Genomic DNA, 25,632 nt, shown 5'->3' with positions numbered 1-25,632 from the left:
GACCATGGCGATCAACCTTGCCCGTTACGAGAACGTGGCGCCAGCACTCTCTTGGGCAAACTATCAGTCAGGAAACCAGTCATGAATGCTCCAACTCGGATCCCCGTGACCAAGCTTCAGCACCACGTCTTCTACGTGACCGACCTGGAGCGCTCAAAGGCTTTCTATATCAAGCTTTTCGACTTGCAGTTCTCCGCTCTCAACCACCCAGACAGCAGCGCAGCAATGCGCTTGTCGCAGCAGGAAATGCACTTCTTCTCGTTCGGCTTCCACCATCACGACCTCTGCCTGGTGAAGCACCACAAGCTGAAGATGGACAACAATTCCATGCTGCACTTCGCGTTAGCGGTGAAGGACGCAGAGGCATTCGACGACGTCAGGCGCCGCGCAGGAGAGATGGGCCTCTCCGTCCGCGAAGGGCGCATGCTTGCCTCCGCGCGCCCTGTCTCGCGTGCCTTTTGCGTCCGGGACCCAGACCAGCATTGGATTGAGATCATTGAGGAGCCCAGCAGATGACCAGCACCGCATTCGTTCCCCCGAACGTCCTGCCCCCCTTCAAGCTACGTTTCGCGGGCCTCCTGAAGCGGAAATGGTTCCGCGAACTGGTGCTGTTGTGGCCGACGCTGACGAAGCGGCGGTTCTCCAACAAGACGGAAGACTACGGCGTCTTCAGGCCTTCACTCGTTTCTCACATTGGGGAGCTCTCGATCTATGTGCGCGACATCGCGCGAAGCCGAGCCTGGTACGAGAAGGTTGCCGGCATGATCCACAGCCGCACCTGCGAGCCCGAACCACATCCCTTCAAGGAAGGGTGGCGCATTCGCTGCTGCTACATGAGCGCAACCGACCACGAGGAATGCCTCGTGCTCGTCGAGGAGTACGACCCCTCCGGCAGGATCACCGTGCCTTCGGGCATGAGCTTCTTCCATTTCGCGCTCGAAGTGAAAGGAAACCAACTGGAGGATGTCCTGACCTTTGCCAAGCAACAGCAGACCCACGGTTTCCAATTGAACTACGGTCCGGTCCGCCACAACAGCGAACCGCCTTTGGGCGACGGCGAAACCGGTGGCAACGTCGCCTGCTATCTCTACGACCCCGACTGGCACAATGTCGAGTTCTGCGGTGCGATGGACACGATCGAGAACTATCGCGAGCGATACGGGAACCTCAAGGGCAAGGACCGCGCTTGACCGCGCTTCGATCCTCAAAGAGCGCTCTGAGTCGACATTCGGACCGCTTTCGATGCAGCCCCCTCCAAGGAAAGGAAATGAAATGGTAGTGAAAGTGGCCCGATTTACGATTGGCGGCGAACCCTTGTGGGGGATAGTTGACGGAGACGAGATTGCACCGCTCGGGGGCACCTTCGTCTCAACAGCCGACATCCTGCGCCTTACTCCTGCAGAGCTCAAGGCGCGGGCAGGCGCTGAGCGGTTCGCGACCAGTTCAGCAAACATTCTGAGCCCCGTCACGGCGCCGGCGCAGATCGTCTGCCAGGGTCTGAACTATGCAGATCACGCCGATCAATCGGGGCATGCTCCACGTCAGACGAACCTGCTGTTCATGAAGGCCGCGTCATCGCTGTCGGGAGCATTCGAACCGGTTATTCGGCCCGCCGGGTGTCAGATGCTCGACTATGAAGTGGAACTCGGGCTTGTCCTGAAGCGATCACTAAGTGCAGGCGATCACGTCACCCGAGGGACCCTCGGCGATTTCATCGGTGGACTCGTCTTGTGCAACGACGTGTCCGCCCGCGACGTCATGTTCGGCGAAGCCTTCTTGCAGTGGTTCCGTGGAAAAAGCGCCCGCACCTTCTGCCCATGCGGGCCTTGGCTGGTCATTCCGGAGCCTGACGAGGTCGCTGATCTGCTCGACAGGATCGAGATCCGTCTCTGGCTGAATGACGAACTGCGGCAGTCCGCTCACACGCGGGACCTCATCTTTCGCCCGGAAACCTGCCTCAACGACATTTCGTCCCTGATGGACCTGTCGGCAGGCGACCTCATCCTGACCGGAACGCCGGGCGGTGTGATCCTGCAAGCGACCGCCCCTCTCGGCCAAATTCTAACGACCAGGCTCTTCAGGGATTCGGAGCGGAAGGTTGCGATCGTCCAGGAAGCGACTGCACATGCACATTACCTCGCGCCGGGCGACATTGTGCGTGCCGAGATGCGCAGCGATGACCGCACCGTCGATTTCGGCAGGCAACTGCTCGAAATCGTAGACGCGTGACCTCGGCGGGACCAGGACGCGCGCACGTCGCCGCCCTCACCACAGCCCATCACCCGGGGGTGAAGGGCCGAAGTGTGACCTGATCCAACCCCTGGCCTGAAGCAGCCGCCTGGCTGGAGGCGGAGGCGCAGGTGCTGCAGCCAAAGTGAGAAATGCCGATTGCCTTGGGCTTCGCGCAAAAGCGACGCGTCTCTGAGGAGGGAGACCCGCATGAAAGCTATCAATTTGCTGACTGGATTCTTTAGCTGTCTGTTCGTAGCACCCGCGGTCGCGGGAGGGTTCGATATTCTGGGGCAGCCGAATGACATCCTCTTCGAGCCAGGACGCTACGTCGAGTTTGGGTTAGGTTTTGCCAGTCCGAGCGTGGAGGGGCAGATCACAGCCGTTGGGCCCCCTTTTGCTTCGGGCGACACCGCACCCACGCTTCCATTTTACACTGGCGGCTTCAAGGCCGATATCAATGAGCAATTCTCGGGAGCGGTCATCGTAGACAATCCTTACGGGCGCAACCTCGAGTACAATAGCGGGCCGCTGTCCGGGCTGACGGGAGAAGTCGAGTCGTTCGCGATCACAGGCTTGCTGCGCTACAAGCTCACGGATCGTTTCAGTGTCTTCGGCGGCCCCAGACTTCAGCGTCTCGGCGGCAACACTGATATCTCAGTCTTTACAGGCGGCGTGCCAGCGGGTTTCGCCAACGTCGACTTTGAAGACAAATGGGCGGCGGGCTACGTGGTCGGGGGTGCGTTTGAAATTCCGGAGGCCCATGTTCGGGTCGCAGTCACCTATAGCTCGGCGATCGACTACGATCTCGACACTTCCGGCGCTTACGTAGGGACGACGAACGTCGAGACCCCCCAATCAGTTAACATCGATCTTCAGGCCCCGATCAGTCATTCGACGCTGCTCTTCGCGACGGTTCGCTGGGCCGAATGGAGCGAAACCACAATCAGTCCACCGGGTTATCCTTTGGGCTCACTGACCCACTTCAACGACACGACAACGTACAGGCTCGGCGTAGTGCAGATGCTCAACGAGAATTGGGCGGGTTTCACGGCTGTGACCTACGAGCCAAAGACCGACATATCGGCTGACGCGCCAATCGACGCAACGGACGGTTTGTGGGGGGCAACGCTCGGGGCGATCTACACGAAGAACAAACTGAAAGTGACGACCGCTGTCTCGTATTACCAGTTCGGTGACGCTTCGGGTTCGTTCGGCAGCTTCGCGGACAATGATGTGGTCAGCGCCGCCGTCAAGGTGGGGTACTCGTTCTGACCCGGCTTCTGGAAACGCCTCGAGTGCCTAGCTTCGCGGTTGCTCGTGAGTGAAGTTCGGCAGTTTCCATGCCGCATATCGTCTGGACGGCCATAGTTCGGCACCCAGACAGCACCAAACATGAATGGAGAAAACTATGCAGAAACAATTCGCCCCGAGAGTGTTCCAACTGGGATATGTGGCGTTGGAAACGCCCGATATCGTGCGCGCCAAGGATCACTACGCAGAAGCAATCGGCATGACGGAGACTGCAACCGGTCATGAGGGAGAAAGCTATCTGTCTATTGGCTATGAGCACCACAACATCGTCCTGCGTCAGGCCAAGCGGAAGGCGATGGGCCATCTCGGCTTCCAGCTCAATCCCGGCACTGATCTGAAGGAGCTTGTAGGAGAACTCGGCGCTTACGGCCTGAGCGCTCAGATCAAGTCCGACAGCCAGCCGGGGATCCGCGAGTTGGTCGAGGTCGAGCCGGTGCCAGGCACCACGCTCCAGCTCTATACCGACATCGATGCTCCTGCACCCGGCTTCAAGCGCACCGGCGTGTCGCCGCTCCGGCTCGGACACGTGGCTGTGATCTCGCCCGAAGGTCCGAAGCTGAAGACTTTCTTCATGGACTTTCTGGGCTTCTGGTTCACCGACACGATCGCCGGCATCTCCAACTTCATCACCTGCAACCGCGAACACCATGTCGTCAATGTGGTGAGCATGCCGGACAACCGGGTCCACCACATCGCCTTCCAGCTCAAGGGTAATGCCAGCCACGCCATGGCGTGCGATCTGCTGGCCGAGCGCGGTCTTCCGGTGAAATGGGGCCCGTCGCGCCATACCGCCGGTCACAACATTGCCGGCTATCACTACGACCCCGATCAGGTGCTGATCGAACTCTATACAGATATGGACGTATTCATCCCGGAACTGAACATGTGCGAGGCGCGTCCCTGGCACGGGCACTATCCCATGGCTCCGCGCGAGTGGAAGCTCACGGAACTCGCTGCCTGGGAAACCGAGTTCGCCTTCAGCCTCGCGCAGGCCTAAGAGCGCCGGTCAAGTCAACTTCAGAAGCAAAGGTCAGATTTATGCAACTCTTTCATGCTCCCCGATCCTGTTCGCTGGGGATCCGGATCCTTCTCGAGGAAATCGGCGTTCCGCACCAGGTCGCCATGATCGATCTGTCATCTGGACAGCAGCGCGACGCCGCATTCCTGGCCGTCAACCCCAAGGGCAAAGTGCCCGCACTGCTTCGCGATGACGGGACGGTGTTGACCGAGTTCCAGGCCATTGCTCTCTGGCTTGCGTGGCGCTTTCCAGAGGCTGGGCTCATTCCTAGCGGCTCCGACGCCGCGGCGCGGGTGATCGAGGCAATGGAGTTCATTGTGGGCACGGTTCACATGCGCGGCTTTGCGCTCGCCCTCATGCCTGGCAAATTCGTTTCGTCTCCGTCCGCTCAGGAAGAATTGCGCGCCCATGGACTGCGGGTGGCGACAGACGGTCTGCACCACGTCTCCACTCTATTGGGCAAGACCCCGTGGCTCTCGGGCTCCCGGCCCGGTGTGGCCGATGCTGCGCTGTTTTACGTCACATACTGGGCAAAAGCGCTGAACATCGATCTGCCCGCCGCGTTGGGCTCCTTCTACGACCAAATGCTGAAACGCCCGAGCGTGCTGCGAGCAATCGACGCGTCCGTCGCTTAAGCTCGTCCCGAGAAAAGTGGTCGCTGACGCTTCTCGCTTTGGTCTCGAGTGTCGGGGTCGGACGTCAATGCTTCTAAGGGCGTCGGCATGTTGACCCTGACACTCGTCATCGGTGTTTCTGTCGAACATATCGAGGACCAGCCAGCGTCTCACGATTAACGCGCCGAGCTGCGTGCACTGCAAAACCTGCGGCATCAACGATCCGCCGCATAACTCCATCTGGGTCCTGCCCGAGGGCGGCGGCCCGAGCTATCCCCGCATGTGACGCGTCCGTCACGCACAAGAAAAGAGCCATGACCGCAATCTACGTTGTCGACTACCTGCGCAGCCCCTTCACGCCCGCTCACCGCGGCGCGTTTGCCGGCGTCCGCCCGGACGATCTGGCTGCCAGCGTCATCAAGCGGCTGGTCGGTCGCTCTGGTATCGACCCGGCAGAGATCGAGGACGTCAACCTCGGATGTGCCTTCCCGGAAGGGGAACAGGGTTTAAACATTGCCCGTTGCGCGGCCCTAATCGCCGGTTTGCCGCAATCAGTTGGCGGCTCGACCGTCAACCGCTGGTGCGGTTCTTCCATGCAAGCGGTCCAGATGGCGGCCGGCGCCATCTCCTTGGGTGCAGGCGACGCCTTCATTGCCGGCGGCGTCGAGAGCATGAGTCGCGTGCCCATGATGGGTTTCACCCCCCTGCCGAACACGGTCTGGAACGACGGTCAACGCACCGCCTTCCTCAACATGGGCCTGACCGCCGAGAACCTCGCCGATCGCTACAATATTTCGCGCGAGGAACAGGACGCCTATTCGCTGGAGAGCCAGCAGAAGGCGCTCGCAGCCCGAGCCGACGGCCGGCTTGCCGCCGAGATCGCGCCAGTGGACGACGTGACCTCCGACGGCTGCCCGCGCGAGACGGATGCCGAAAAACTTGCGGGCCTCAAGACCGCCTTCAAGGTTGACGGCTCGGTCACGGCCGGCAATTCCTCTCCGCTCACCGACGGCGCCTCCGCCACTCTCGTCTGCTCGGAAGCCTTCGTGAAGCGCCACAACTTGGTTCCGCTTGCCCGCGTCGCCGGCTATGCCATTGCCGGCTGCGCGCCTGAAATCATGGGGATCGGCCCGGTCGAAGCCACCCGCAAGGCGCTGAACCGCGCCGCTATCTCCGCGGCCGACCTCGACGTGATCGAGATGAACGAGGCCTTCGCCGTGCAGGTGCTCGCCTGCTGCCGCGACCTCGACATCGACCCGGCCCGCCTCAACCGCGATGGCGGCGCGATCGCGCTTGGTCATCCGCTCGGCGCGACAGGGTCGCGCCTCGTCGGCAAGGCATCGCTCCTCCTGAAGCGCGACGGCGGGCGTCATGCGCTCGCCACCCAGTGCATTGGCGGCGGTCAGGGTATCGCGATGGTGCTGGAGGCCGCATAGTCATGTCCACGATCAAGAAGGCCGCCGTCATAGGCGCGGGCATCATGGGGTCAGGCATCGCCGCCCATCTCGCCAATGCGGGACTCGACGTCCGGCGAAAATGTCTGCAAGCGCCTTCGAAGCCCGCAAGCTCGGCTTCCTCCGACCGTCCGACAACATCAGCATGAACCGCAGTCGACTACTCGCCGATGCCAAGGTAAGGCGCTGGAGCTGGCGGAAAACTATGTCGCGCCAGAACCGCCGGTGGTGTCGATGGCCGGTTCGTCCGGGGCGTCCGCGATCGGCAACATCATCGACGGCGAAGCGCTGGCCGGACGCACCACCGCCCATGACGGCGTGGTCGGACGCGCGCTCGCCAACGTGCTGACCGGCGGCGCGTCCGCCGGTCCCCTGAGACCGCTGACAGAAGACTAGGTCATCGCGCTGGAGCAACAGACCTTCATCGAACTTATCGCAACGCCGGCAACCGTCGATCGCGTCAAGCACATGCTGGTGACCGGCAAGCCGCTGCGCAACTGAACTAAAGGCAAGGAAATCCCATGACTGGCTATACCCCCCTGTTGACGACATGACATTCCTGCTCGGCGAGGTCTTCGACTTCGATGCACAGATGACGGCACTTCCGGGCTGCGAAGAGGTCAACACCGAGCTCGCAACAAGCGTTCTCGAAGAAGGCGGCAAGTTCTGCGCCGAGATACTCGAACCGCTCAACCGCTCCGGTGGTGAGGAAGGCTGCAAGCTAGAAGATGGGCTGGTGACGACACCGAAAGGCTTCGCCGACGCCTACAAGGCTTTCGCCGAAGCCGGTTGGCCCGGGCTCTCCGGCGATCCGGAATATGGCGGTCAAGGCTTGCCGCGCGTCTTGCAGATCCTGTTCGATGAGATGCTGTCCTCCAGCAACCTCTCCTTCGGTCTTTTCTCGGGTCTCACCCGTGGCGCGGTCGAGGCGATCGCCGACCACGGCAACGAGCAACTGAAGCAGAAGTATCTGCCGAAAATGATCTCCGGCGAATGGACCGGCGCCATTATGACGTCGGCGATCAACCTCAACAGCGGAACCGCCAGAGCGCGGTCGTTGACCGCCCGCAGCCGGTTGCTTCGTCATTTGAGCGTTAACGTTTTCGACAGCCGCAACATCCAAGGAGACTGTGTTGGGATTTGACCGCTGGACCGTTGCCTTTGTTGCCCTTTGCGCTTCTCTGCCGCCGACGGCTGAAGCTAGCGAGATACGGCTCCTTGAAACGGCGCAGAAGCCGAAAATCTGGCACACGTCGCCCGTCACCGGTCGGTGCAGCGAGTCTCAAGCCGAGTATCTTGCTGCTCGATCCGGACTCCTGTTTCCCCACGTCATTGGCTCCGATGAAAACGAAGTCGTGCTCGAGGGAAGGACCATAGATGGAGATCGAGAAATTCTTCGATTTCGAAATGTCAGGGGATGTGGTTCACGCATGTGAGGTGAGGCTGGCTGGCCGCAATGGCTTTCGAAATTCCTAAGAAACATTCAGCCGGATGTCGGCGCGGGCTGTAGGGTATACCCGAACGACTTTGCTCTTCGCTTGAGATTGGTGAGGACGCGTCGACGGTAATGCTCCTCGTAGTGGAAGGCTCCCGTATCGCTGTATTCCATACCGTGCCGCAGGGTATTGTAGAACAAGACGGCGATTTTGCGGGCCGTGGCAGTGACCGCCGAGGAGGGGTCAGTTTTTCATTTCGCCCGACAAGGCGGACGGAAGTCGATCCTGTGAAACCGTCCGGGAATTAATGAAACGACTGTCCGCGATTTACCGGAATCGGTGCCCCGTTAATCCGAAATCCGCAGTTCGATAGCAAATTCCACCAGTATCTGCTGTCCCATGGCCAAAGGCCGCGCACAGATCGCCCTTTAGAAGGAAGGTCCTCCAAACCCATCCGGGTCGTCGAAATGATAGCATCTGATGGCACATGATGCAGATCCACGGCCGTCGGTCGACGGCGGTCCTTTCCTAACCGGAAGCTCACAAGTACCCACGCGTCATCGCGCCCACGCCTGCTTTTGCGGAGCGGTGCAACCTAGCTATCACGTACCGTGATGTGCCTGAAAGTGATCAGCGCGCCATTAAGCCTCGTCTGCTTCGCCGCCCAGTGCTGCGCGGTCAAAGGCTGCGGCGAACCGGCGTTGTCAACAAGCCCTATTGCTTTGCACTGCACAGTGCAGTATAAACAATTTGCACTAGTTAGTGCAAATGTGATCGTGAAGGGTATTGAACATGGAAGTTTGCAATGGTTCAGACGTGGCCGTCCTGAAGGCTGCGTGTGATCCGGCCGCCGCGGATTCATCGGCCGACGGCGAGCGCCGGAATAGCAGCCTTGCGAGATGTGAACGCACCGGTATCGCGGCCGCGACGACACCTCTAGCCAACAACGCATCTACGACGGCCGGCTCGTTGCCACCATGGCGGGCACTGGTGATTACTAACTTACAAAACGCCGTTCGGATCGTTGGCTTCGGCGTGTGTGTGGGTTTCGCCGCGTTGCCGGTAGCCCGAGCAGAGGAATCAGTTTCGCGATTCAAGCCGGCGATCAGTGATGAAGCCGCGGCCGCCGTTTCGCAAATGAGCAAGACACTCCTGGCCAGAGACTTGTCGATAACGGCCAAAACCATCAGAGTCTATTTGGACGTGTCCGGGCAGCCGCTTCACATTTTTCATACGATGAAGATCGTCGTGCACCGTCCCAACCAAATCGCCGTCGAATCGACCGGCGATGACGGTAGTCACAACCTGTTTTACGACGGCAAGTCCGCCTCGATCTTCTTCCCAGACAGCAAGGAATACGCGGTGATTGCCGCATCGGGCGACATTCCGTCGGCACTCAATGAGGTCCTGGAGAAGACAAATGTCGATTATCCTCTCACCGGCCTTTTTACCAACGCTCCCGACAAAGTGCTGTTGAGCGATGCCATCGCCGCTTGGCAGGTCGGGACAGCCAACGTGGATGGTGTCGAGTGCCGGCACCTGTACTTCATCCAGAAGTCTGGCATCGACTTGGAACTGTGGGTGGAAAAGAGTAAAGCAGCCACCCCCCATCGGTTGATCGTCACCCACCGGTCACTGCCGGGCCAACCCCGTTTCATCGCTGAGTTTACGAGCTGGAAAACGCAACCCACTCCATCCGGAACCGGATTCGCCTTCCGGCCTCCCGCTGACGCGAAACGGATTGAGCTCACCGCGGCCAGTGCGCCGGAAGCGGAAAGGAGCAAGTGATGAACCATGTGACACGGACCTTGTCGGCCCTTCTCGTACTATCTATCGCTACACCGGACCTTGCTTTCGGCCAATTTGCTCCGCCGCCGGGCGGACTGCCGCGCCTGCCGGAGGGCGGACTGGCGCGTCCACCGATAGAGCGTTTGGCTCGCCCGCCGATGGAGCGCCTGGACCGCGCACCGACTGAGCGCCAGACCCGTGCGCCGATGAAGCACCCGGCCCGCACGCCGATGGAGCGCCTGACCCGTGAGCCAATTGGCAATGCCCCCCAGCGGCGACTTGTAGAAGGGCGCGGGGGTAAAAGCTCCCCCCGCAACATCAGTCGCGACACGTTTCCTCCCGGCGATAAAATCAATGTGAACCGCACCTTCGTGAATTCCGGCGGCAATATCGCCGCGAGGGACTCGGGCAACGTGACTATGAACAATTCCGGCGATATCAACGTTTCTGGTAACGGTAACGGATACTTTGGCCGTGGATACTATAGCCGCGACAGCTTTGGCGGCGGCTATGGCGAGGATGTGAGCGGAGACTATAGTTATGGCCGTGGCAATTATCGCCGCGCGGCCTACGCGCTTGGCGGATATGCGGTCGGAGTAACCACGGGTGCCGCGATCGCTTCGAGCGGAAGTGGGAACACATATTATTACCCATCAGGGTCTGGCTCTTCCCAGGGTTCCTCTCGCTCCAGTTACTCGAGTTCGTCCCCTTCGGGTTCGTCTGGGGGGACATCTTCGAGCGCGGTCTACGCGACTTCATCGGGGTCTACCGGCGCAGCCTATGCGGCTTCCTCTAAAGGGATTTATGCGGGCACCTATAATCAGGGCCAACCCGAGCCGTCCGCTGGCGCTGGGAACAGCGGCTCGAACCAGCGGGACGGCAGCGCGCCCCCCCAAACTGTGAACCTGATGATGGTGGGCCTGTTTGAGAGCCTGCCACCGGATGGCACGGTATGGACAACGGAAGCTGCAGTCGCCTGGCTTCAGGCTGCCGCCGCCAATTTGCGAATCGCGTACAAGGTCTCGGGAAACATCTCCGTCGCGGGCGAATATCCGCCGCCTGATAGCAACACCGGTTACGGCGGGAATTAGAGCCGATTAGAAAATGGCGACCCTGGAGCTTCAGCATGAAGGACCGGATCGGTCAGACGACCTACTTGGTCCTTGTGTTGCACTACACCATGCAGTACATGAAGTGGAGCACTCGTGAGTGCAACGGGGGCGATCATGAATGTCAGCAGAGCTTCAAATGGCGCCAGTCCGAAACTCCGGCATGCCGGGTCGCGGCAGGCGATCATCGAGGCGGCTGGGCGGCTGTTCCTGGAACGGGGCTTCGGTTCCGTCAGCATGGACGAACTAGCGGCGGCGGCCGGCGTAGCGCGCCGGACGCTCTACAACCAGTTCGCAACGAAGGAAGAGATCTTCCGGGAGATGCTCCGCGGGGTGTCGCGGCAACTCGAGGCCGCGCTTCCGACCGGCCTCGAGCCACACCGCGACGTCGAGGACGTTCTCCGTGTCGTCGCGCACGCGATTCTAGAGCTGCACAGGCACCCGGAATACTGTGGCTTTCTTCGGATGCTGGTGGCCGACTCCCGCCACTTCCCTTGGATCGCCGAGGAGTTTGCCGCGGTCATGGAGCCCCAGACCGAGAGGCTCGTGCACTATCTCACCCATCTCACTACGGCTGGCATCCTGGACTGCCACAACCCGTCGCTTGCGGCCCACCAGTTCATGGGGATGCTGAACGAGCTATCTCTATGGCCCTGGATGATCGGTCGCGAAAGCCTACCCTTTGCGGCTGACGAAGTCGTTGACGAGACGATTCGGATGTTCCTGCAACGATATCGGCGCCTGCAATCAAGGGGGGTCGGTACTGTCGACGCAGGATAGAGAGTAGGGCAGCCGCGGCAAACGGTCTTCTCTTTGGTTCTGTCCAATTCGGTATCTTCATCAACGATTCTACGTGACTCGAACTATCTCCGGTATTCCCGATCTCTCAAACATCGGCGCGCAAACATACAAGGTGACAGAGAACGCCAATCGCTGCGTCTCTGCCGGCCAGTTGGTGTTGTACTTGGCCGCCGGGTGCAATCATGTCCCCGGCCTGAGCGCGCCCATGTTAGGGGACTGTCGGATGCTGATGTCTCGTTCCGGATCATCACCGTCAAGTATCGGCGGCCCCAACGCAACTCCGACGGACCCAAGACAAGATGCGCCTCAGCGTCTCACGTTGATCGAGCGGCGCTGTAGTGGATGACGTCCCAGGGAGTGGTGTAGCTTCGGCGATCGCCGTGCTTTCACAAGGACGCGTCAAATGGGGGGCCAGTTCTGTGCTAGCGTTGTGCTAGGGGTAAAAAACGACTTCGGCCTCCCGAAGGAGGCCGATCAAAGTGTTGAAAGTCTTATGAGAGTTTGGTTGCGGGGGCCTGATTGCACCGAGACTTGTACTTCCGCGCCGCATCGAGAACGGTTTACCGGACGTGGTCGCCATTCGAGAAACGATCCTAGAACAGCCCCTAACTTGCAACGGCGGCGCGGCATGACGAGAGTATCTCCTCCCATGGGCGCTTGGCGCCTTTTTCGCTCGCGTGGGCGAATCGCTTGTTTCCTGATGCCTTGCGAACCGCAGACACGATTCTTTGAAAATCGGCATCGTCTGTCGGTTCAAACCGGACGCCCAGGCGAGCAAGACGACCATTCACTGCCCCGATGATTTCAGCAGCACCGTCCCAATTCTCTTTCGCTGCGAGCACTCCGCTTATCGCTGCGACAGCAAGGTTCACCACCATCGGGTAGTCATATCTCTCGCCGATGGCCAGGGCCTCGCCAGCGAGCGCCGCCGCGTTCCTCCAATCACCGTTGTGCAGTCTGAAATGGGCAAGGTTTTGCAACAGGTGGCCATGCCAATAGGTGTCACCCAGTTTGTCGAGCAGTTTGAGGGCATCCAGATAGTAGGCCTCGGCGGCCGCGTCGTCCCCTTCGGCGCGTGTTCCTTCCCCAATTGCAATAAGGGCAACCACGGTTCCATGGTCGTCACCGATCAGCTTCGCCAGTTCGAATGACTCCACGATCAAAGCACCGCCTGCCTCGGGGTCACCTGTGGTGGCTTTGGCAATGCCGGCAATGATCCCGGCATTCGCAATTCCGGCCTTGTGCCCCAACTCGCTGTAGATACGGTGACTTTCAACGCCATTTTCACGCGCTGTTTCAGGATCACCGGACATGTACCGGATGAATGCGGCCGAGTTCAAAATGCGCGCCAACGGCTCTGGTTCGCCTGTGGTCCGCGCATGTTGCAAAGCCTTGTCCGACCATGTTCTCGCTTCCGAAAACTGGCCTCTCGATATCCAGAGCCACGTCAGCGCCTCGATGAGCTTGGCGGATTGAAAGGCGCTGGATTGCTTCATTCGCCATTCGAGTGCCACCCGAATGTTCCCGGACTCTTGCATCAGGTGCTCGACCGAATCGCGCTGGTTGAACCTCATCACGTTTGGCGCTGCGGATAGGACGAGCTCGGTAAAATAGTCCGCCTGACGGTCGCGGATCGTTTCGTACCCATCCGACCCTTGCAGTTTGTCGAGCGCATAATCGCGAACCGTGTCCAGCATGTTGAGACGCGGATGGCCCAGAGCCGTCGTTCTGAACAAGAGGCTTTTGTCCAGAAGAGCTTCCACGTGGTCAACGACATCGATGTCGTCCTCGAACAAGGAGGCGACGGCACGAAGACCGAACCCGCCGTTGAAGACGGCCGACGCATAAAAAACCCGACGCTGGCTTTCCGTCAGGAGATGGTCGCTCCATCCGATCATCAGACGAAGGGTACGGTGACGGGGATCAATATCCCGCGCCTTACTGCGAAGGTCTTGCATACTGCTTTGAAGGCGGTCCTCCAGCTCGGCTACACTGAGGAGTCCTACCTGCGAGGCTGCCAATTCAAGCGCCAGTGGTAGCCCGTCAAGTTTCCGGCATATTCTGGATACCGGCCCCAATGTGTCATCCCCCAGGCTGAAGTCCGGCCGCTCGCGGCGTGCGAACTTCTCGAAGAGCTGCACGGACGGGTTCTCCAGCATCCGATCGAAGCCCTCCCCTTCGTCCGGTACGCTGAGGGGAGGCACGACGAATTCCGTCTCCGCGCGCAATTTGAGGGGCTCACGACTGGTGCTCAGAACGGTGGTCGCCGGACATGTTTTGCGAATGGCATTGATGACCGGTGCCGCTTCGACCAGATGCTCAAAGGTGTCGAATATCAACAACACCTCAGCGCCGCCCAGCGAGTTGCACACCGTTTCGATGGCGGAGATACCGGGTGCCTCTTGCAGGCCTATGGCCTTGCAGATCTCCGAACCGATCAGGTCCGGATTGTCAATTTCTCTCAACTGTATGAAAAACACGCCCCGTGAAAACAAGCTCAGCGCCGATCTGCCAGCGTGCATCGCCAGGCTTGTCTTGCCCACGCCGCCGGCGCCCGTCAGCGTAACAATACGGCTCTTTTTATCCGCCAGGATTTGATTTAGCCGGGCTAATTCCAGGCGCCGACCGTAGAGAACCGGCAAATCGGACGGGAGGTTGGTGCGATTGGCGCCGATCGATGAGATAGGTGCAAATTCGCTTTGTAGTCCCGGGACCACCAGATCGAACAGCGCTTCAGGATAGCGAAGATCCTTGAGGCGATGAAATCCGAGATCGCGGACCTTCACGGTCGCTCCGATGAGGCCTTCTGCCAGCTCATCGCGGACAACGTTCGAAATGACGATCTGACCTCCGTGTGCCACCGATGCGATACGAGCCGCACGATGCACCTCTATCCCGGTTATGGTGTCGTCGTGTCTTCTCACAGGTCCGGAATGCAGGCCCATCCGCACCAGTGGCTTGCATCCTTGAGCCCATACTTCTTTCGTTAGAGCAAATTGGGCGTCAATCGCTGCCTGAACCGCTTGGGTGGAGGCGGGAAAGAGTGCGAATACAGAGTCGCCAACAACGTTTATTTCCTCGCCACCATAGGAGTGGATGGCGTTGCGCAGCAACTCGTTGTGCCGAAGGAGCATCTCATCGTAGAGGTCGGGATAAGAATCCACCAGGTTTGTCGAACCCTCGATGTCAGTGAAGAGCATGCAAACGCTGTTGCCCGGCGTCTGGCTTTCTACTAGGGGTGCCATAACAAAACCTCTCTCGGCTTCGTTGACGGAGCCTCTCCGAACAAGGATGTCCGTCGAAGGCATTTGGTCAGAGCAAGTTGAGTACAATGTATGCTCAGGCGCTTGGAGAAGGACGAACCACTTCCTTTGCAATCGAGGAGCTCATTCCATGAGCCCACACGATGGGCGTTGGCCAGTTGAAGTTCCGCTTGCCGGAAGTCCTCGATTTCCGGCCGAAGGCCGCATCGCCGAGCTTCGGCGACAGCCCTGCAAAAGACGTTGAACCTCATCAGCTCGGCCTCTAGCTCACCCGAGCCGTCAAGGATATTCCAAACCGACGCGGTCGGCACCGTCAATTCTCCGCTGAGCCAGTCAATTTCCTTGTCGAGCCGTGGGTAGCCCCTCCCGGAACAGCAAAGCCACTCGATGAACTCGGCTTCGATCTGTTGCCGATCCGCGCCACTCAACGCATTGGGGGCCCGCCCCCTGCCATCGCCGAGCAGTCCAAACAGCTGAGGTGATCTGGAAGCGCGGGGTGGACCTCGATCGACTTCCAGTAATTTCAAGACCTTGTTTGCGGCCTGAACTGCGTCGGTGCGCTTTGTATCGATCGCCCTTAAGAAGTCGAGCAGTTCGCCCGAGAGGTGGTGCCCGGCTTTCCGATAGGCGCTGGGCCATGTCCTCAGACTAAAATGAAGCGATTGAGCTGCCGAGATGACGTCCTCGGCTTCGGCTGCTCCCACGAGACCGATCCTCGTAGCCCGCCGCAGCGCGATCCGCATATTAATCAATGGTTCTGTAAGGGCCGGAAAAGCCCTGTCCTCGCGGAAGAGGACTGCCACCTCGTCCTCCGTGGAGATGATCCGGTCCTTGAACAGCCGAAATATGATCCCCGCGCCATGCACACCTGCCGGCGCGCAGTCCGCCGCCCGGAGCGCCCCCATGCTGGAGGCACCGACCACGACCGCCCCGTCCTGGACAATGTCAACGACTTCCCGCGGCGAAATGGCAAGGACATTGCCGAATGCGCCATCCAGGACCAGAAAGAACTCGTGCTTCAAGATGCGACAGGCATAAAGATCCCCCCGCCTCGCCGGAGGTCTGATGATCGCATCGGGCAAGATGGACAGGATGTCCGAAGCGGGTGCGCTCGGCCCCAGGAACACGACCGGCGGCATCCGCAACGTGCCCATTAGAGCAAGTGCCTTGCACTTCGCCAGCCAACCCGGCGGGGGTCGACCGTAAAGAGCGACAGACCGGGTACGCGCACCCTCACAACGGGCAGGTCCAGTGACTTTCGGCTCAGGTCAATCACTATGACCTGCGTAAGTCCGGCGGATTTCAGCCTCTCCAGGACAAATTCGAATTCTGACTCGAGGTCTGGCGAGATTGCATTGGGAATGGTGGAGAAGTCATGCTCGGCTGCAGGAACCCCGGGCGCGGATAGGCTGGCCCGCCGCGAAGAGGGTACCTGGTTGTAGGAGTCACGGGCACCGTGAATGACCCCGAGCCTCGACTGGAATGACTCAAGGATAGCGTGTGTAACAGCGGCACTGGCCAAAAGGTCAGCGCCCCACCCCGCAACGACCAGCGGCATCGGCCCCGCGGCACTACAAAAGTGCGGGTCTATCAGCGTGCTCGAGATGACCGGTATCTCAAGGTCGCTCGTCAGATCTTCCAGGATGAGTTCCAGGTTTGCTTCCCTGGCGCGCTCGGCAAGCGCCTTGGGTGCTGGAGGAAGTGATTCCACATCAATCCTGCGTCCGGCAGGCCCGGCGTCCCCCGCATGTCCATACTGTTCAAAGAAGTGGTGCTGACTGACGGCATCCCGTTCGACAACCTCCAGAAGCGCGCTGCGCACGGCCTGGCCACGCGTGAACCCGGCAGCCAGGCCGTTGGTATCGACCTGATCCAGTATGCCTTCCTTTGCGGGAGACCTCGCCAGGTCGGCTGGAACCCAGATCGGACGAGCGCTGATGAATTCCCAACCCTCGACCCATTCAATCCGCGAATCCGGACGATAACTGGTCAGCGGGGGAAGATCGAAGGTTAGAGGATCGGCAACCTCGGCACCGGAAGCCTTAAGCTCGAGATAAGTAGCATACCGGGACTGGCACTCGAACTCCTCTGCGCAAACTCTCTCGATCGACTCCATGATGGCACTGACGCGGGCCGTCTCCTTGTCCACCCCTTTGCCCAGATGGGTGGTCAAGTCTCGGGCCAGGGGAGTGACCGCTGCAAACACAGGAATGCCCAGGACGTCGAGTGGCGTGATGTCGGCTATGCGTGTGACCGGGACCTGCTCGATCGTTGATTTGAGGAGCAGCTTGTGTCTGGCTTCTTCTAAGGCGCCATGCCCCTCATTGCGGCGGTCGTACAGCGGCCACCGGTCCAGCAAACCGGACAACACCACGACTTCAGAGTCCACAGATGACCTGGTGGTTCTTGTTGATGTAAATGTGGGCCCCAGTCGATTTACTTATGTTTTCGAGAACCGCCATTTCGGCGTCGCCTAGGTTTGCGATCGCATCACGTACCGCTTGCGGGAGCAAATTCTCGTCCACATCGGGAATGACATTCGAAGTCTTCAGCCTGTTAAAATTTGTCTGGAAGTCCGCCATTTGTGATCTCCTCAGGCCCTGAGCAATTTTTCGATGTTTGCTAGATTTCTGTCAGTGATCTTGGGATTGTGAGAGGATGTCTCGCCAGTAACAATAGGACGACACTCTGTTAACTGTCCAGTACTACTCTTTAATACTAAAGAGCTATCCATCTTTTGACTGAGACGAACTTGAAAGGCATCTGGAATGAGATAGGATCTCCCGGGTTTGTTTGTTGTTCTCCGGGGTGTCGCTATGGGTATGTTTGAAAGACAAGCAAATAGTGGTGTTGTGAGAGGCAGAATCGAACTCTGCATGCCCGCTCTGAGGGCGGCTTTTGGCGACCTTTGGCGAACCGACCCTCCGCGGGAAATGACGATCGCTTTCCTGGTCTTGCTGCATCAAATCATGCGGGCGTCGGTTCCCCTCATGCAATCCGCAGCGGTCAAATGCGATCAACTGGAAGGAACCGATAAGCTTGCTCCTTTGCTCGGAGAATACTATCGGCATCATGTTTCCGAAGAACTGCATCACGATACCTGGGCACTCGAGGACCTTGAGACTGCAGGGTGCGATCCCAGGCGGCTGCTATCCATCACCCCTTCCGTCGAAGTCGCGCGGTTGGTCGGCACCCAGTATTATTGGCTTCATCACCATCATCCGCTCATGCTTCTCGGATACATCACGGTTCTCGAGGCGTTTCCTCCCGCCGACAGCATGATCGATGAAATTCGAGATCGTTCAGGCCTGCCGGACTCGACGTTCAGGACTTTGAGAATTCATGGGGACCTCGATCCAACCCATAGCGCTGAGATCGACCAGACGTTTGATGCGCTGCCGCTGGATCAGGAACACTTGGAAATGGTTGGTTTGAGCGTTCTCCATAGCTGCGATGCACTCGCGGCAAGCGTGCGAGTTCTGCGTCCACTCTACCTTTTTAGCGGATCGACATCCGACTGACTCCGCCATTTGCCGTCGGTTTGATACCCCGTCAGAGACATCCCTGTCGATAAAGTCAGCACCAACCCACTACCGCATGTTTCCTTGTGGTGGATGGCGCCTCACCGCTGGGTGTCGAAACTGACGCCGTGGCGGAAGGACCCGCTGCGAACGATCGGCTACAAGCTATAGTGGCTGGATGATGCCGATCAACGACCCCATTGCGACTTTATACGCATGCGGCGTCTCCGCCCCATTGATTTTGCGGTTGCAACGGTGATGTCGATCGCTCGCGGAAGGTCCTGTGAGCTCGTCGGGGAGTCCCGGACGAGCTCATTGTGAGGCGCTGGTCCGTTGCGCATAGGCCCAGGGCATGAGGGCGTCGATGTCTTTGGCGAGGTGGCCGTTGGCGAGGCTGATGAAGAGATCGCGCAGGTAGGCGTAGGGTTCAACGCAGTTCATCTTGCATGTGCCGATCAGACTGGCAAACCGGGCCCAATTGCGGCCGCCCTCATCATGACCGGCAAAGAGCGCATTGCGGCGGTTCATGGCCGGGCTTCTGATCGCGTTTTCGACCAGATTGGTGTCAATGTCGGCGCGGCCGTCGTCCAGGAACAGACCAAAGCCATCCTGGCGTTTGAGCATGTAGGCCATGGCTTCGCCGAGGTCGGACTTGCGCGAGACGCGCGCGGCCTGAGCTGCCAACCAGGTGAAGAACTCGTCCACCAGCGGACGGGACAGGTTCTGGCGGACAGCCCGGCGATGATCGGGATCACAACCGCGGATGCTGTCCTCGATCTTGTAGAGGGCGGCGATGCGCAACAGCGCCTCGTCGACGATGGGCGACCCCTTCATAGGCTTGGCCTTGATCCAGGAAGCTGGACTCGATGGCTTCTGGCTGGGGCGAGTGCTCAGCAAGGAAACCTGGATCGAGAGCCATATTGTCGAGGCGGCATCCATCGCCATACTGCGCCGTCATCGCCGCGCAAAGACGGACGCATCGATGGCGAAACATTGATACGCGCCTTGATGGCCTGGAAACGCGGCGAGCCGCGTGCTTGCTCAATGATCAAGTTGCTTACGCCGGATGAACGGAATCGAACGCTGGCCCGTTTCTGCCGAACCGGGGTTGCGCTCCCACGGCATGGCGCCCGACGATTACGTTGTTCTTACATCGACCAGAGAATCGATAGCGGAACGGCGTGCAGCTTCTCTCCGAACGGGGTTACACGATCATGATCGTGAAGCACCAGGCCACGGATAAAGCGATCCCCGACGGCTTCCTGTAGTTGCCTCAAACCTTTGAAGTCGTCCGATTTGACCGTCGCTGACGCCTTCACTTCAATTCCGATGATCCGGCCGCGACGGTCCTCGATCACGACATCCACCTCATCTTGATCCTTGGTCCGGTAATGCGAGAAGGATAGGCGACGCTCCGACCAGGATGCGAGTTTCAGAAGCTCGGAAACCACAAAGCTTTCCAAAAGCGCGCCAAACCTGGTTCTGTCGCGTCGCAGCGTTTCGAGATCGTCATCGCGCAAACTTGCGAGGAGACCGGTATCGATGAAGTGGAGCTTTGGGGTCTTCACGAGCCGGCTAAGGCGGTTGTTCGACCAGGGCGCGATCGTGCGCACCAGAAAGAGGCGCTCAAGGAGCGCCACATATTTCTGGGCCGTGACGCTAGACAATCCGAGCGCCGCGCCGAAGCTGCTGTTGTTTACCAGTTGTCCGGAATGCTCGGCGAGAACATCGAGCAATCTCGGCAGGCGATCGAGCTGGTCTATGTTGGCGATATCCCGCACGTCACGATCGAGAATAAGAGAAACGTAGTCCTCAAGCCATGCCGTCCGACGGGCGGGTGCCGATCGGCGTAGAACCTCAGGATACCCCCCCTTCAGCACGACATTCATCAATTCTTCACCGAACACGGCCCCTTCCCCGATCGTCGGCTCATCGCCAGCAAACAGACCATCAAGCATCTGCCCAGGGGTCGAGTGGATTTCGGATTGTGCAAATGGAAGTAGTGAAACGACTGCCATTCGTCCGGCGAGGGAATCGGCAATGGCTGGCACCGTTGCAAGGTTAGCGGATCCAGTCAGCAGGAAACGGCCGGGCTCTTCGTAACGATCCACACTCTCTTTGATGGCGAGCATCAGATCAGGAGCACGTTGAACCTCGTCGATAACGGCACGGTCGATCCCGCGAATGAACCCGGTTGGATCGGACCTCGCGGCGCTCAGTGTACCAGCGTCGTCCAGCGTTATGTAGGGGCGACTGGCATCCGCGAACTGACGTGCAAGCGTTGTCTTCCCGGCTTGACGCGGGCCTGATATGAGCACGACGCGCGTGTCGGCGAGCGCGGTTTCCACAACTGGTCGTGCTTTTCGATAGATATAGGATTTTGCCATTGGGTCGGCCTTCATCCGACCATTCTTAATTCAATTCCCGTCTGATTCAAAGCCTGACAGCGGCCAATTTGAAGTTCTTCACGTAAGCCGCGAGGTTGGCCGACGCGGTATGAAATCACGCTCAGCATAAAACTGCTAAATGCCGCGCGGCGCCTTTACCTGCACGTCGCCAACATCGACGAGTAAGTCGGCAGCGCCAATGAGATGAATTATGGATCGAACCGCTGCAGTTGCTCCTGATCGGCCATTATCTTCGTGATCGCCGATCCATCACAGTATATCATACACGCCAGGTGACCTCGTCGTAGAACACACCGCGGCTATGGTCTCTCTTTCGCGGCCGGTTCAGGTTTGTCGCCTTTGCCGTCCCAGCTCCTCGATGACGGCAGCGCCCCCCACGCCTCCATCGGCTATCGGATCGCGGGTACCCATTTTCAGAACACTCCTTCCCTGCGCTCGGGGTAGGGTTTGAACTCGTCCCATCATGGCTGGCGTTGCCTATTACAACGTTGGGGAATTTCGCGGGCCTGTGGCGTGATTTTCGAGGACCGCTTGAAGAAGCAATCGGGAAGGGATGGAATACGACCAACGTTGGCCGGCTCTGCGACTTCATCGCATGATGGTATAGACGTGGTCGAAACACCGGCCCGACCATCAATCCGCGACCACGACGAGGGCTCAGGTGGTGCTCGCCGCCCGCTCCAATTCCGCTAGTCGTTCCTGGCAGATGGTCTCGACGAGGCTGTGCAGATGCTCCGTCCGCTCGAGAAGCCAGCCGAGCGCTTCCCCGGAAATCTCGAAGTGCTTTGAATAGCGCGCCTTCACATAGGCTTCGTTGAGAATGTTGTACCAGGCGGTAAGCGGTGCTGGTCACGCGGCCACACTTCGATGAGACGTCGGTCCTGGTCGTCGGCTAGACCACGCAGGAATTTGAGGTTGTGCAACGGCGGGCTGTAGTTCGTAAGGACTAGTAGACTCGGTTGAAGGTGATGTGCTGGTTGTCGAAACGCGCAAGGCCATGGAGTTTTACGCCGACCGACGCTGGAATCTCGACGGCGACGAGGCAAGGCTTGAGCGGGTCGGCACTGAATATATCGAGTTAGAATCCGCCGACGATATCGCCTCGGGAGATCACCGGGAATGATCATCATCCCCGGCTTGTTGTTCGTGGGCAGCGAGCGCAATCGCGAAGCGCCTTAGCGCCCTTCCGGCGCCCTCGCCACGTTCCTGCCCTCCATCGAATCCCGAACCAGTCCCCCGAGAAAACGCGCAACCGGAGCGATATTCTGCTGCACGCTCGCCTGTTCCAGCGCCGCCGTATAGGCATCTCGCCGCTGCACCGGGATCACTGTCCACGGATACCCGCTCGCCGCCAGCATGACATTCATCAGGAAGCGCCCCATGCGGCCGTTCCCGTCCATGTAAGGGTGGATATAAACGAAGATGAAATGTCCCAGCGCCACGCGGACTGCAGCATCCTCCTCCTGCTCCAGCATCTCGAAGAACACCGGCATGGCATCGCGCACCGCATGGGGCGCGAGCGGCACATGCATCGAGTTGCGGATATAGACCTGGCCGTCGCGGTATCCGGCAAGGCTCGCAGCTGGAATGAGGCCCGCGCTCACGCTTGGCGCAAACATCTGCCTGTACCATTCGCCATGGTCGCGGTCGGCGACCGCGCCGGGGTTCTCATTTACGAGGACGGCGCGAACGCTTTGCTTGACCGCCTGAAAGGCCTGCCAGTAGCCGCGCGCCGCCAGGGCGTTGCTGAGTTCGCGGTCGCCGGCATCGCCATCGGGGTTCCAGGCCCCGCCGCGCACACGCTCGATCAGATCGACGCTGACCCGGTAGCCCTCTATCGAGAGGGAGTGGTAGGCATCGGTGGTATATGTCTCATCGACGCGCGCGAGATAGCGATCGATGTCATTGGGGCGGCCTGGCGCGCGCGGAAACTCCTCGATTACCGCTCCGCGCATCAGGCCCCACATCAGCCGGATGCGGCCGGCATAGGGAGAAGTTTCCCGGCGGGGCAGCGCAAGATCGATGCGCTCATCGAAGGGGTCCCGCTCCCTGACCGTGTAACCGGCCGCCTTCATCGTCCTGAGAATATCATCGGCAATGCGCTCGCGCCCCACATTGCGAAACGCGCCCGCGAGCCGTCCGGCGATCACGCTGTGGTCCCCGCGCAGCAATATCTCCAGCACGCCGGAGGCATCGGTGACCATCGCAAGCGCGGTTCGCGCATCGATCGGGTTTTGCCTGAATACCGTTGGCGAGCAAGCAACAAGGGCGGCCGGCAGCGAGAACAGGATCAGCCCGTCGCGCTCTTCGCGCGCGCCGCCTTCCGGCAGGCTCGCCCTGACATCGAAAACTGAATTGTTATGCGCGAGCGAGGTCGCCCGGTTCCTCGCCTTTGGCGAGCGCACGAGAAGCTGCGCCGGCACGGCGCGGTTGCCGGCATGAAAGGAGAGCGATTGCTCGGGCGAGAGGCTCCACTCGCTGCCAAAACGCTCGCGCAGATAAGCCGCGCAAAAATCCCAGAACGAAGCGTACCAGGCGGTCGTCTCCCCTGCCTCGTCGGGCCTGCCCGGAATGTACCAGCCTTTCATGACCTCTTGCAGAAAGCCGTTCTTGAGCAGGCGTTCGCGGTGTGTGCGGGTGAGGTCGGCGGCGCGGATTGCGACCGCGCCGCGATCCTGAAGCGCCTTGAGCACCTCCAGCGATTCCGCAAGTTTTTGCTGCGGGCTTGCCATGAGCGGGCCGTCTTCTCCTATAGAAGTTAGCTTTTCGTGCAAGGCGCTCTTTAGCTTATTAAGCTATACAGTTCTTAGCCTATTCTGTCGAATGGATATTAGCTTATTTTACAAAATATGCCGCGAACGTTCCGGGACGCCATACACAAGACTGGCAATTTGCCACGCCTATTTCGATCAGATGTTCGACGAACCGCCTCGCAAGATTGGGAACGTTAATCTGGGCTTTGGCTGTTGTTGGCAAGCTGCGCTCCATCGCGGATGCCCAAAGGGTCAAGACATTGATCCCGGAATAGGTCTCGCCGTTAAAGCGGAGCGGGCGCGACACCGGGCCTGCGGCGTGGCTTGAATTCCAGGGCTGCGTCCAGGGCTTGATGCCCTTTTCCAGCGAGGCTGCAAATTCCGAGGCAATCCGCCCCCTGATTCCAAGATGATGCCGCCCCCTTCGGACGGCGTCTGGCATGGGTGTTCTGCTGGTGTCAAGTTTCTTCCTTCGACTGTGACGCCGAAGGAACGGGATGCCTGCGGAGAGACAGGAGATGCGGCGTGTCCGCGAGATATTGAGATATCGTTTCGAACAAGGACTTGGCCTCCGCGTGGCAAGGGGCGTTTTTTGGCGCTGCTGACGGGCTGGTCGGGTGCAGGCATGAATACGGCCTTTAGTTGCGGCGCGTTCATGCCGCTGGCCCTGTTGAAGTCCGCAGATCGGATCCCAGACTGGTCAACGCGCTTCTAAGCGGCACCCACTGAGCGGGTTTGTCCGATCCCGGCTCGACCGTTCGTCATCACACCATCAGCACCTCACCGACTTCTGTATCCATCGCGAATGCTCAGTTGGCTGTGGTGGCCTCAAAGCGGTTGCCCGTCGTCATCAACGCCCAGACGATCCGGGCCATCTTGTTCGCCAAGGCAACAGCGACCACGTTGTACGGCTTCTTCGTCAGAAGCTCAGCCGCCCAGACTGTCGGCGCAGCTTCTGCCTTGCGGCTGAAGCGGAGGACCTGCATGTGCCCCGACGACGAGAAGCCGGCGGAGAATCGCCCTGTTTGCTGATCCTTCCGAGGCGGTCCTTGCCACCCGGTGAGTTCTGCCGCGGCACCAAAGGTCACCGGAAGAAAAATGGGCTCTGCCGGAAACGAAAAAAGCCCCTGAGGTCAGGGGCTTATTCGTTGTAAGATTTTGGTTGCGGGGGCAGGATTTGAACCTGCGGCCTTCAGGTTATGAGCCTGACGAGCTACCGGGCTGCTCCACCCCGCGCCAAGTGTAAATCCCGAAGGGATTTATCACGGTAACGCAAATCCGTTGGATTTGCGGTCTGTGCCGAGCAAATTGCTTCAGCAATTTGTCTCGCGTAAGGGACGTCCGAGCAAATCCGAAGGATTTGTCTCGTTACCGGTCCGGGTTTTGCGTCAGCAAAATCCCGTTTGTTTCTCCAAACGTACAGAATCAAAAAGGCCGCTTGTTGGCGGCCCGTTGTTTCGGCTGGGCCGAGGCTTGTGTCGAGAAGGTGATCTTTGTTTCGCCGCTGCCTTGTCCTTCTCGGCCTTGCCTCGAAGGGGAGCGGCGTTTGCGGTTTGTTATCTTGCGTTTTGCAGACCTGGCAGCGACCTACTCTCCCGCGTCTTAAGACGAAGTACCATCGGCGCTGGGGCGTTTCACGGCCGTGTTCGGAATGGGAACGGGTGCAGCCACCCCGCCAGAACCACCAGGTCGGCAAAGCGCAAGATTGTGCCTGCGATGCAGGCTCAATCTCGCTCTTTGCTGGCGCGGCTAAGCTTGTCCTTCTCGCTAGTCGCTCGAAGGGCAGCCGCGCTGGCCATCCGGGCACCTCACGAGGAGGCACCGTTGGATCAGAACGAGTTTCGCATGCATGGCATGGCAAAACCGTATTGAGAAGCTGGTGAGGCAGAGCCTCTTTTTGATTTGAACACGTCTTTGCGTCTTA

General features: G+C 59.5%; 23 protein-coding genes, 1 tRNA gene, 1 rRNA gene and 5 pseudogenes. 17 read left to right on the top strand and 13 right to left on the bottom strand.

All coding sequences use genetic code 11. From position 1 onward, the window contains the following. The first annotated feature begins 105 nt into the window (after nucleotides 1–105). From BHMPCIPO_RS00135 to BHMPCIPO_RS00090, 11 genes are all read left to right on the top strand, one after another. On the top strand, nucleotides 106–516 hold the full coding sequence (locus BHMPCIPO_RS00135) for a VOC family protein (RefSeq protein ID WP_312032926.1): 411 nt from the start codon (nucleotides 106–108) through the stop codon (nucleotides 514–516). Continuing rightward, nucleotides 513–1,190, top strand: coding sequence for a VOC family protein (locus BHMPCIPO_RS00130; RefSeq protein WP_173514897.1), 678 nt, complete (start codon nucleotides 513–515; stop codon nucleotides 1,188–1,190). The genes BHMPCIPO_RS00135 and BHMPCIPO_RS00130 overlap by 4 nt, the downstream gene beginning before the upstream one ends. Nucleotides 1,191–1,242: 52 nt before the next feature. Further along, nucleotides 1,243–2,229 carry a fumarylacetoacetate hydrolase family protein gene (locus tag BHMPCIPO_RS00125; RefSeq protein WP_246304209.1) on the top strand — a complete coding sequence of 329 codons (987 nt, stop codon included), beginning with the start codon at nucleotides 1,243–1,245 and terminating at the stop codon, nucleotides 2,227–2,229. Nucleotides 2,230–2,439: 210 nt separating this feature from the next. Next, a complete protein-coding gene (locus BHMPCIPO_RS00120) occupies nucleotides 2,440–3,504 on the top strand; it encodes an OmpP1/FadL family transporter (RefSeq protein WP_173514896.1) in 1,065 nt (354 codons plus the stop codon). Between the two features lie 136 nt (nucleotides 3,505–3,640). After that, on the top strand, nucleotides 3,641–4,540 hold the full coding sequence (locus BHMPCIPO_RS00115) for a VOC family protein (protein WP_246304208.1): 900 nt from the start codon (nucleotides 3,641–3,643) through the stop codon (nucleotides 4,538–4,540). 41 nt (nucleotides 4,541–4,581) lie between these two features. Further along, on the top strand, nucleotides 4,582–5,196 hold the full coding sequence (locus tag BHMPCIPO_RS00110) for a glutathione S-transferase family protein (protein WP_173514894.1): 615 nt from the start codon (nucleotides 4,582–4,584) through the stop codon (nucleotides 5,194–5,196). 112 nt (nucleotides 5,197–5,308) lie between these two features. Next, nucleotides 5,309–5,461, top strand: coding sequence for a 4Fe-4S dicluster domain-containing protein (locus BHMPCIPO_RS00105; protein ID WP_173514893.1), 153 nt, complete (start codon nucleotides 5,309–5,311; stop codon nucleotides 5,459–5,461). 28 nt (nucleotides 5,462–5,489) lie between these two features. Then, entirely contained in the window at nucleotides 5,490–6,611 is a 1,122-nt protein-coding gene (locus BHMPCIPO_RS00100) for a thiolase family protein (RefSeq protein WP_173514892.1), read from the top strand. Between the two features lie 2 nt (nucleotides 6,612–6,613). Next, nucleotides 6,614–6,778 (top strand): 3-hydroxyacyl-CoA dehydrogenase NAD-binding domain-containing protein, encoded by a 165-nt coding sequence (locus BHMPCIPO_RS32680; RefSeq protein WP_312032925.1) that lies wholly within the window; start codon nucleotides 6,614–6,616, stop codon nucleotides 6,776–6,778. A gap of 85 nt (nucleotides 6,779–6,863) precedes the next feature. Next, nucleotides 6,864–7,025 carry a hypothetical protein gene (locus tag BHMPCIPO_RS32675; protein WP_246304207.1) on the top strand — a complete coding sequence of 54 codons (162 nt, stop codon included), beginning with the start codon at nucleotides 6,864–6,866 and terminating at the stop codon, nucleotides 7,023–7,025. Between the two features lie 154 nt (nucleotides 7,026–7,179). Beyond that, nucleotides 7,180–7,773: an acyl-CoA dehydrogenase family protein gene (locus BHMPCIPO_RS00090; protein ID WP_446661669.1), complete on the top strand. Its 594-nt coding sequence runs from the start codon at nucleotides 7,180–7,182 to the stop codon at nucleotides 7,771–7,773. Between the two features lie 339 nt (nucleotides 7,774–8,112). Here BHMPCIPO_RS00090 and BHMPCIPO_RS33980 read toward each other — a convergent pair. Beyond that, nucleotides 8,113–8,304 (bottom strand): annotated as a pseudogene (locus tag BHMPCIPO_RS33980) (IS110 family transposase); the annotation flags it as partial. A gap of 553 nt (nucleotides 8,305–8,857) precedes the next feature. Between BHMPCIPO_RS33980 and BHMPCIPO_RS00085 the strand changes: the two are divergent. From BHMPCIPO_RS00085 to BHMPCIPO_RS00075, 3 genes are all read left to right on the top strand, one after another. Beyond that, nucleotides 8,858–9,853: a DUF2092 domain-containing protein gene (locus BHMPCIPO_RS00085; protein WP_173518026.1), complete on the top strand. Its 996-nt coding sequence runs from the start codon at nucleotides 8,858–8,860 to the stop codon at nucleotides 9,851–9,853. Next, nucleotides 9,853–10,944 (top strand): hypothetical protein, encoded by a 1,092-nt coding sequence (locus BHMPCIPO_RS32665; protein ID WP_246304205.1) that lies wholly within the window; start codon nucleotides 9,853–9,855, stop codon nucleotides 10,942–10,944. The genes BHMPCIPO_RS00085 and BHMPCIPO_RS32665 overlap by 1 nt, the downstream gene beginning before the upstream one ends. Before the next feature lie 135 nt (nucleotides 10,945–11,079). Next, a complete protein-coding gene (locus BHMPCIPO_RS00075; protein ID WP_173514891.1) occupies nucleotides 11,080–11,742 on the top strand; it encodes a TetR/AcrR family transcriptional regulator in 663 nt (220 codons plus the stop codon). A 626-nt stretch (nucleotides 11,743–12,368) separates the two neighbouring features. Here the strand turns inward: BHMPCIPO_RS00075 and BHMPCIPO_RS00070 are convergent. From BHMPCIPO_RS00070 to BHMPCIPO_RS00055, 4 genes are read right to left on the bottom strand one after another with little or no spacing between them, the layout of a single operon-like run. After that, nucleotides 12,369–15,008: an ATP-binding protein gene (locus tag BHMPCIPO_RS00070; protein WP_173514890.1), complete on the bottom strand. Its 2,640-nt coding sequence runs from the start codon at nucleotides 15,006–15,008 to the stop codon at nucleotides 12,369–12,371. Then, nucleotides 14,996–16,180, bottom strand: coding sequence for a TfuA-like protein (locus BHMPCIPO_RS00065; RefSeq protein ID WP_246304204.1), 1,185 nt, complete (start codon nucleotides 16,178–16,180; stop codon nucleotides 14,996–14,998). The genes BHMPCIPO_RS00070 and BHMPCIPO_RS00065 overlap by 13 nt, the downstream gene beginning before the upstream one ends. Then, nucleotides 16,180–17,397, bottom strand: coding sequence for a YcaO-like family protein (locus BHMPCIPO_RS00060; RefSeq protein WP_312033037.1), 1,218 nt, complete (start codon nucleotides 17,395–17,397; stop codon nucleotides 16,180–16,182). Before BHMPCIPO_RS00060 ends, BHMPCIPO_RS00065 begins: the two co-directional genes overlap by 1 nt. 7 nt (nucleotides 17,398–17,404) lie before the next feature. Then, nucleotides 17,405–17,608 carry a hypothetical protein gene (locus BHMPCIPO_RS00055; RefSeq protein ID WP_173514888.1) on the bottom strand — a complete coding sequence of 68 codons (204 nt, stop codon included), beginning with the start codon at nucleotides 17,606–17,608 and terminating at the stop codon, nucleotides 17,405–17,407. Between the two features lie 234 nt (nucleotides 17,609–17,842). Between BHMPCIPO_RS00055 and BHMPCIPO_RS00050 the strand changes: the two genes are divergently transcribed. Beyond that, the gene (locus BHMPCIPO_RS00050; protein ID WP_173514887.1) at nucleotides 17,843–18,547 is read left to right on the top strand and encodes an iron-containing redox enzyme family protein; all 705 of its coding nucleotides are present in this window, start codon (nucleotides 17,843–17,845) and stop codon (nucleotides 18,545–18,547) included. A 312-nt stretch (nucleotides 18,548–18,859) separates the two neighbouring features. Here the strand turns inward: BHMPCIPO_RS00050 and BHMPCIPO_RS00045 are convergent. Continuing rightward, nucleotides 18,860–19,396, bottom strand: a pseudogene (locus BHMPCIPO_RS00045) (IS66 family transposase); the annotation flags it as partial. Between BHMPCIPO_RS00045 and BHMPCIPO_RS32660 the strand changes: the two are divergent. Then, nucleotides 19,371–19,660 (top strand): annotated as a pseudogene (locus tag BHMPCIPO_RS32660) (IS110 family transposase); the annotation flags it as partial. The pseudogenes BHMPCIPO_RS00045 and BHMPCIPO_RS32660 sit on opposite strands and share 26 nt — an antisense overlap. A 35-nt stretch (nucleotides 19,661–19,695) precedes the next feature. On the opposite strand, the gene BHMPCIPO_RS00040 reads toward BHMPCIPO_RS32660, so the two are convergent. Both BHMPCIPO_RS00040 and BHMPCIPO_RS00035 read right to left on the bottom strand, forming a co-directional pair. Continuing rightward, a complete protein-coding gene (locus BHMPCIPO_RS00040) occupies nucleotides 19,696–20,934 on the bottom strand; it encodes an ATP-binding protein (protein WP_173518023.1) in 1,239 nt (412 codons plus the stop codon). A gap of 678 nt (nucleotides 20,935–21,612) precedes the next feature. Next, a pseudogene (locus BHMPCIPO_RS00035) lies at nucleotides 21,613–21,908 on the bottom strand (HEPN domain-containing protein); the annotation flags it as partial. 17 nt (nucleotides 21,909–21,925) lie between these two features. Between BHMPCIPO_RS00035 and BHMPCIPO_RS00030 the strand changes: the two are divergent. Beyond that, a complete protein-coding gene (locus BHMPCIPO_RS00030) occupies nucleotides 21,926–22,078 on the top strand; it encodes a hypothetical protein (RefSeq protein WP_173514872.1) in 153 nt (50 codons plus the stop codon). Nucleotides 22,079–22,130: 52 nt separating this feature from the next. On the opposite strand, the gene BHMPCIPO_RS00025 is transcribed toward BHMPCIPO_RS00030, so the two are convergent. The 5 genes and pseudogenes from BHMPCIPO_RS00025 to rrf all read right to left on the bottom strand — a co-directional run bounded on the left by BHMPCIPO_RS00025 (nucleotide 22,131) and on the right by rrf (nucleotide 25,397). After that, entirely contained in the window at nucleotides 22,131–23,687 is a 1,557-nt protein-coding gene (locus BHMPCIPO_RS00025; RefSeq protein ID WP_173514886.1) for a Fic family protein, read from the bottom strand. Between the two features lie 103 nt (nucleotides 23,688–23,790). After that, a complete protein-coding gene (locus BHMPCIPO_RS33575) occupies nucleotides 23,791–24,150 on the bottom strand; it encodes an ArdC family protein (protein WP_312032924.1) in 360 nt (119 codons plus the stop codon). A gap of 367 nt (nucleotides 24,151–24,517) precedes the next feature. Next, nucleotides 24,518–24,789, bottom strand: a pseudogene (locus BHMPCIPO_RS00015) (transposase); the annotation flags it as partial. A 78-nt stretch (nucleotides 24,790–24,867) separates the two neighbouring features. Beyond that, nucleotides 24,868–24,944 (bottom strand) — tRNA-Met (locus BHMPCIPO_RS00010). Nucleotides 24,945–25,282: 338 nt separating this feature from the next. Then, nucleotides 25,283–25,397, bottom strand: a 5S ribosomal RNA gene (rrf, locus tag BHMPCIPO_RS00005). Nucleotides 25,398–25,632: the final 235 nt, after the last annotated feature.

The sequence above is a fragment of the Ensifer sesbaniae genome, from assembly GCF_013283665.1.
Classification (GTDB): domain Bacteria; phylum Pseudomonadota; class Alphaproteobacteria; order Rhizobiales; family Rhizobiaceae; genus Ensifer; species Ensifer sesbaniae.
This window is presented reverse-complemented; position numbering and strand designations above follow the sequence as displayed.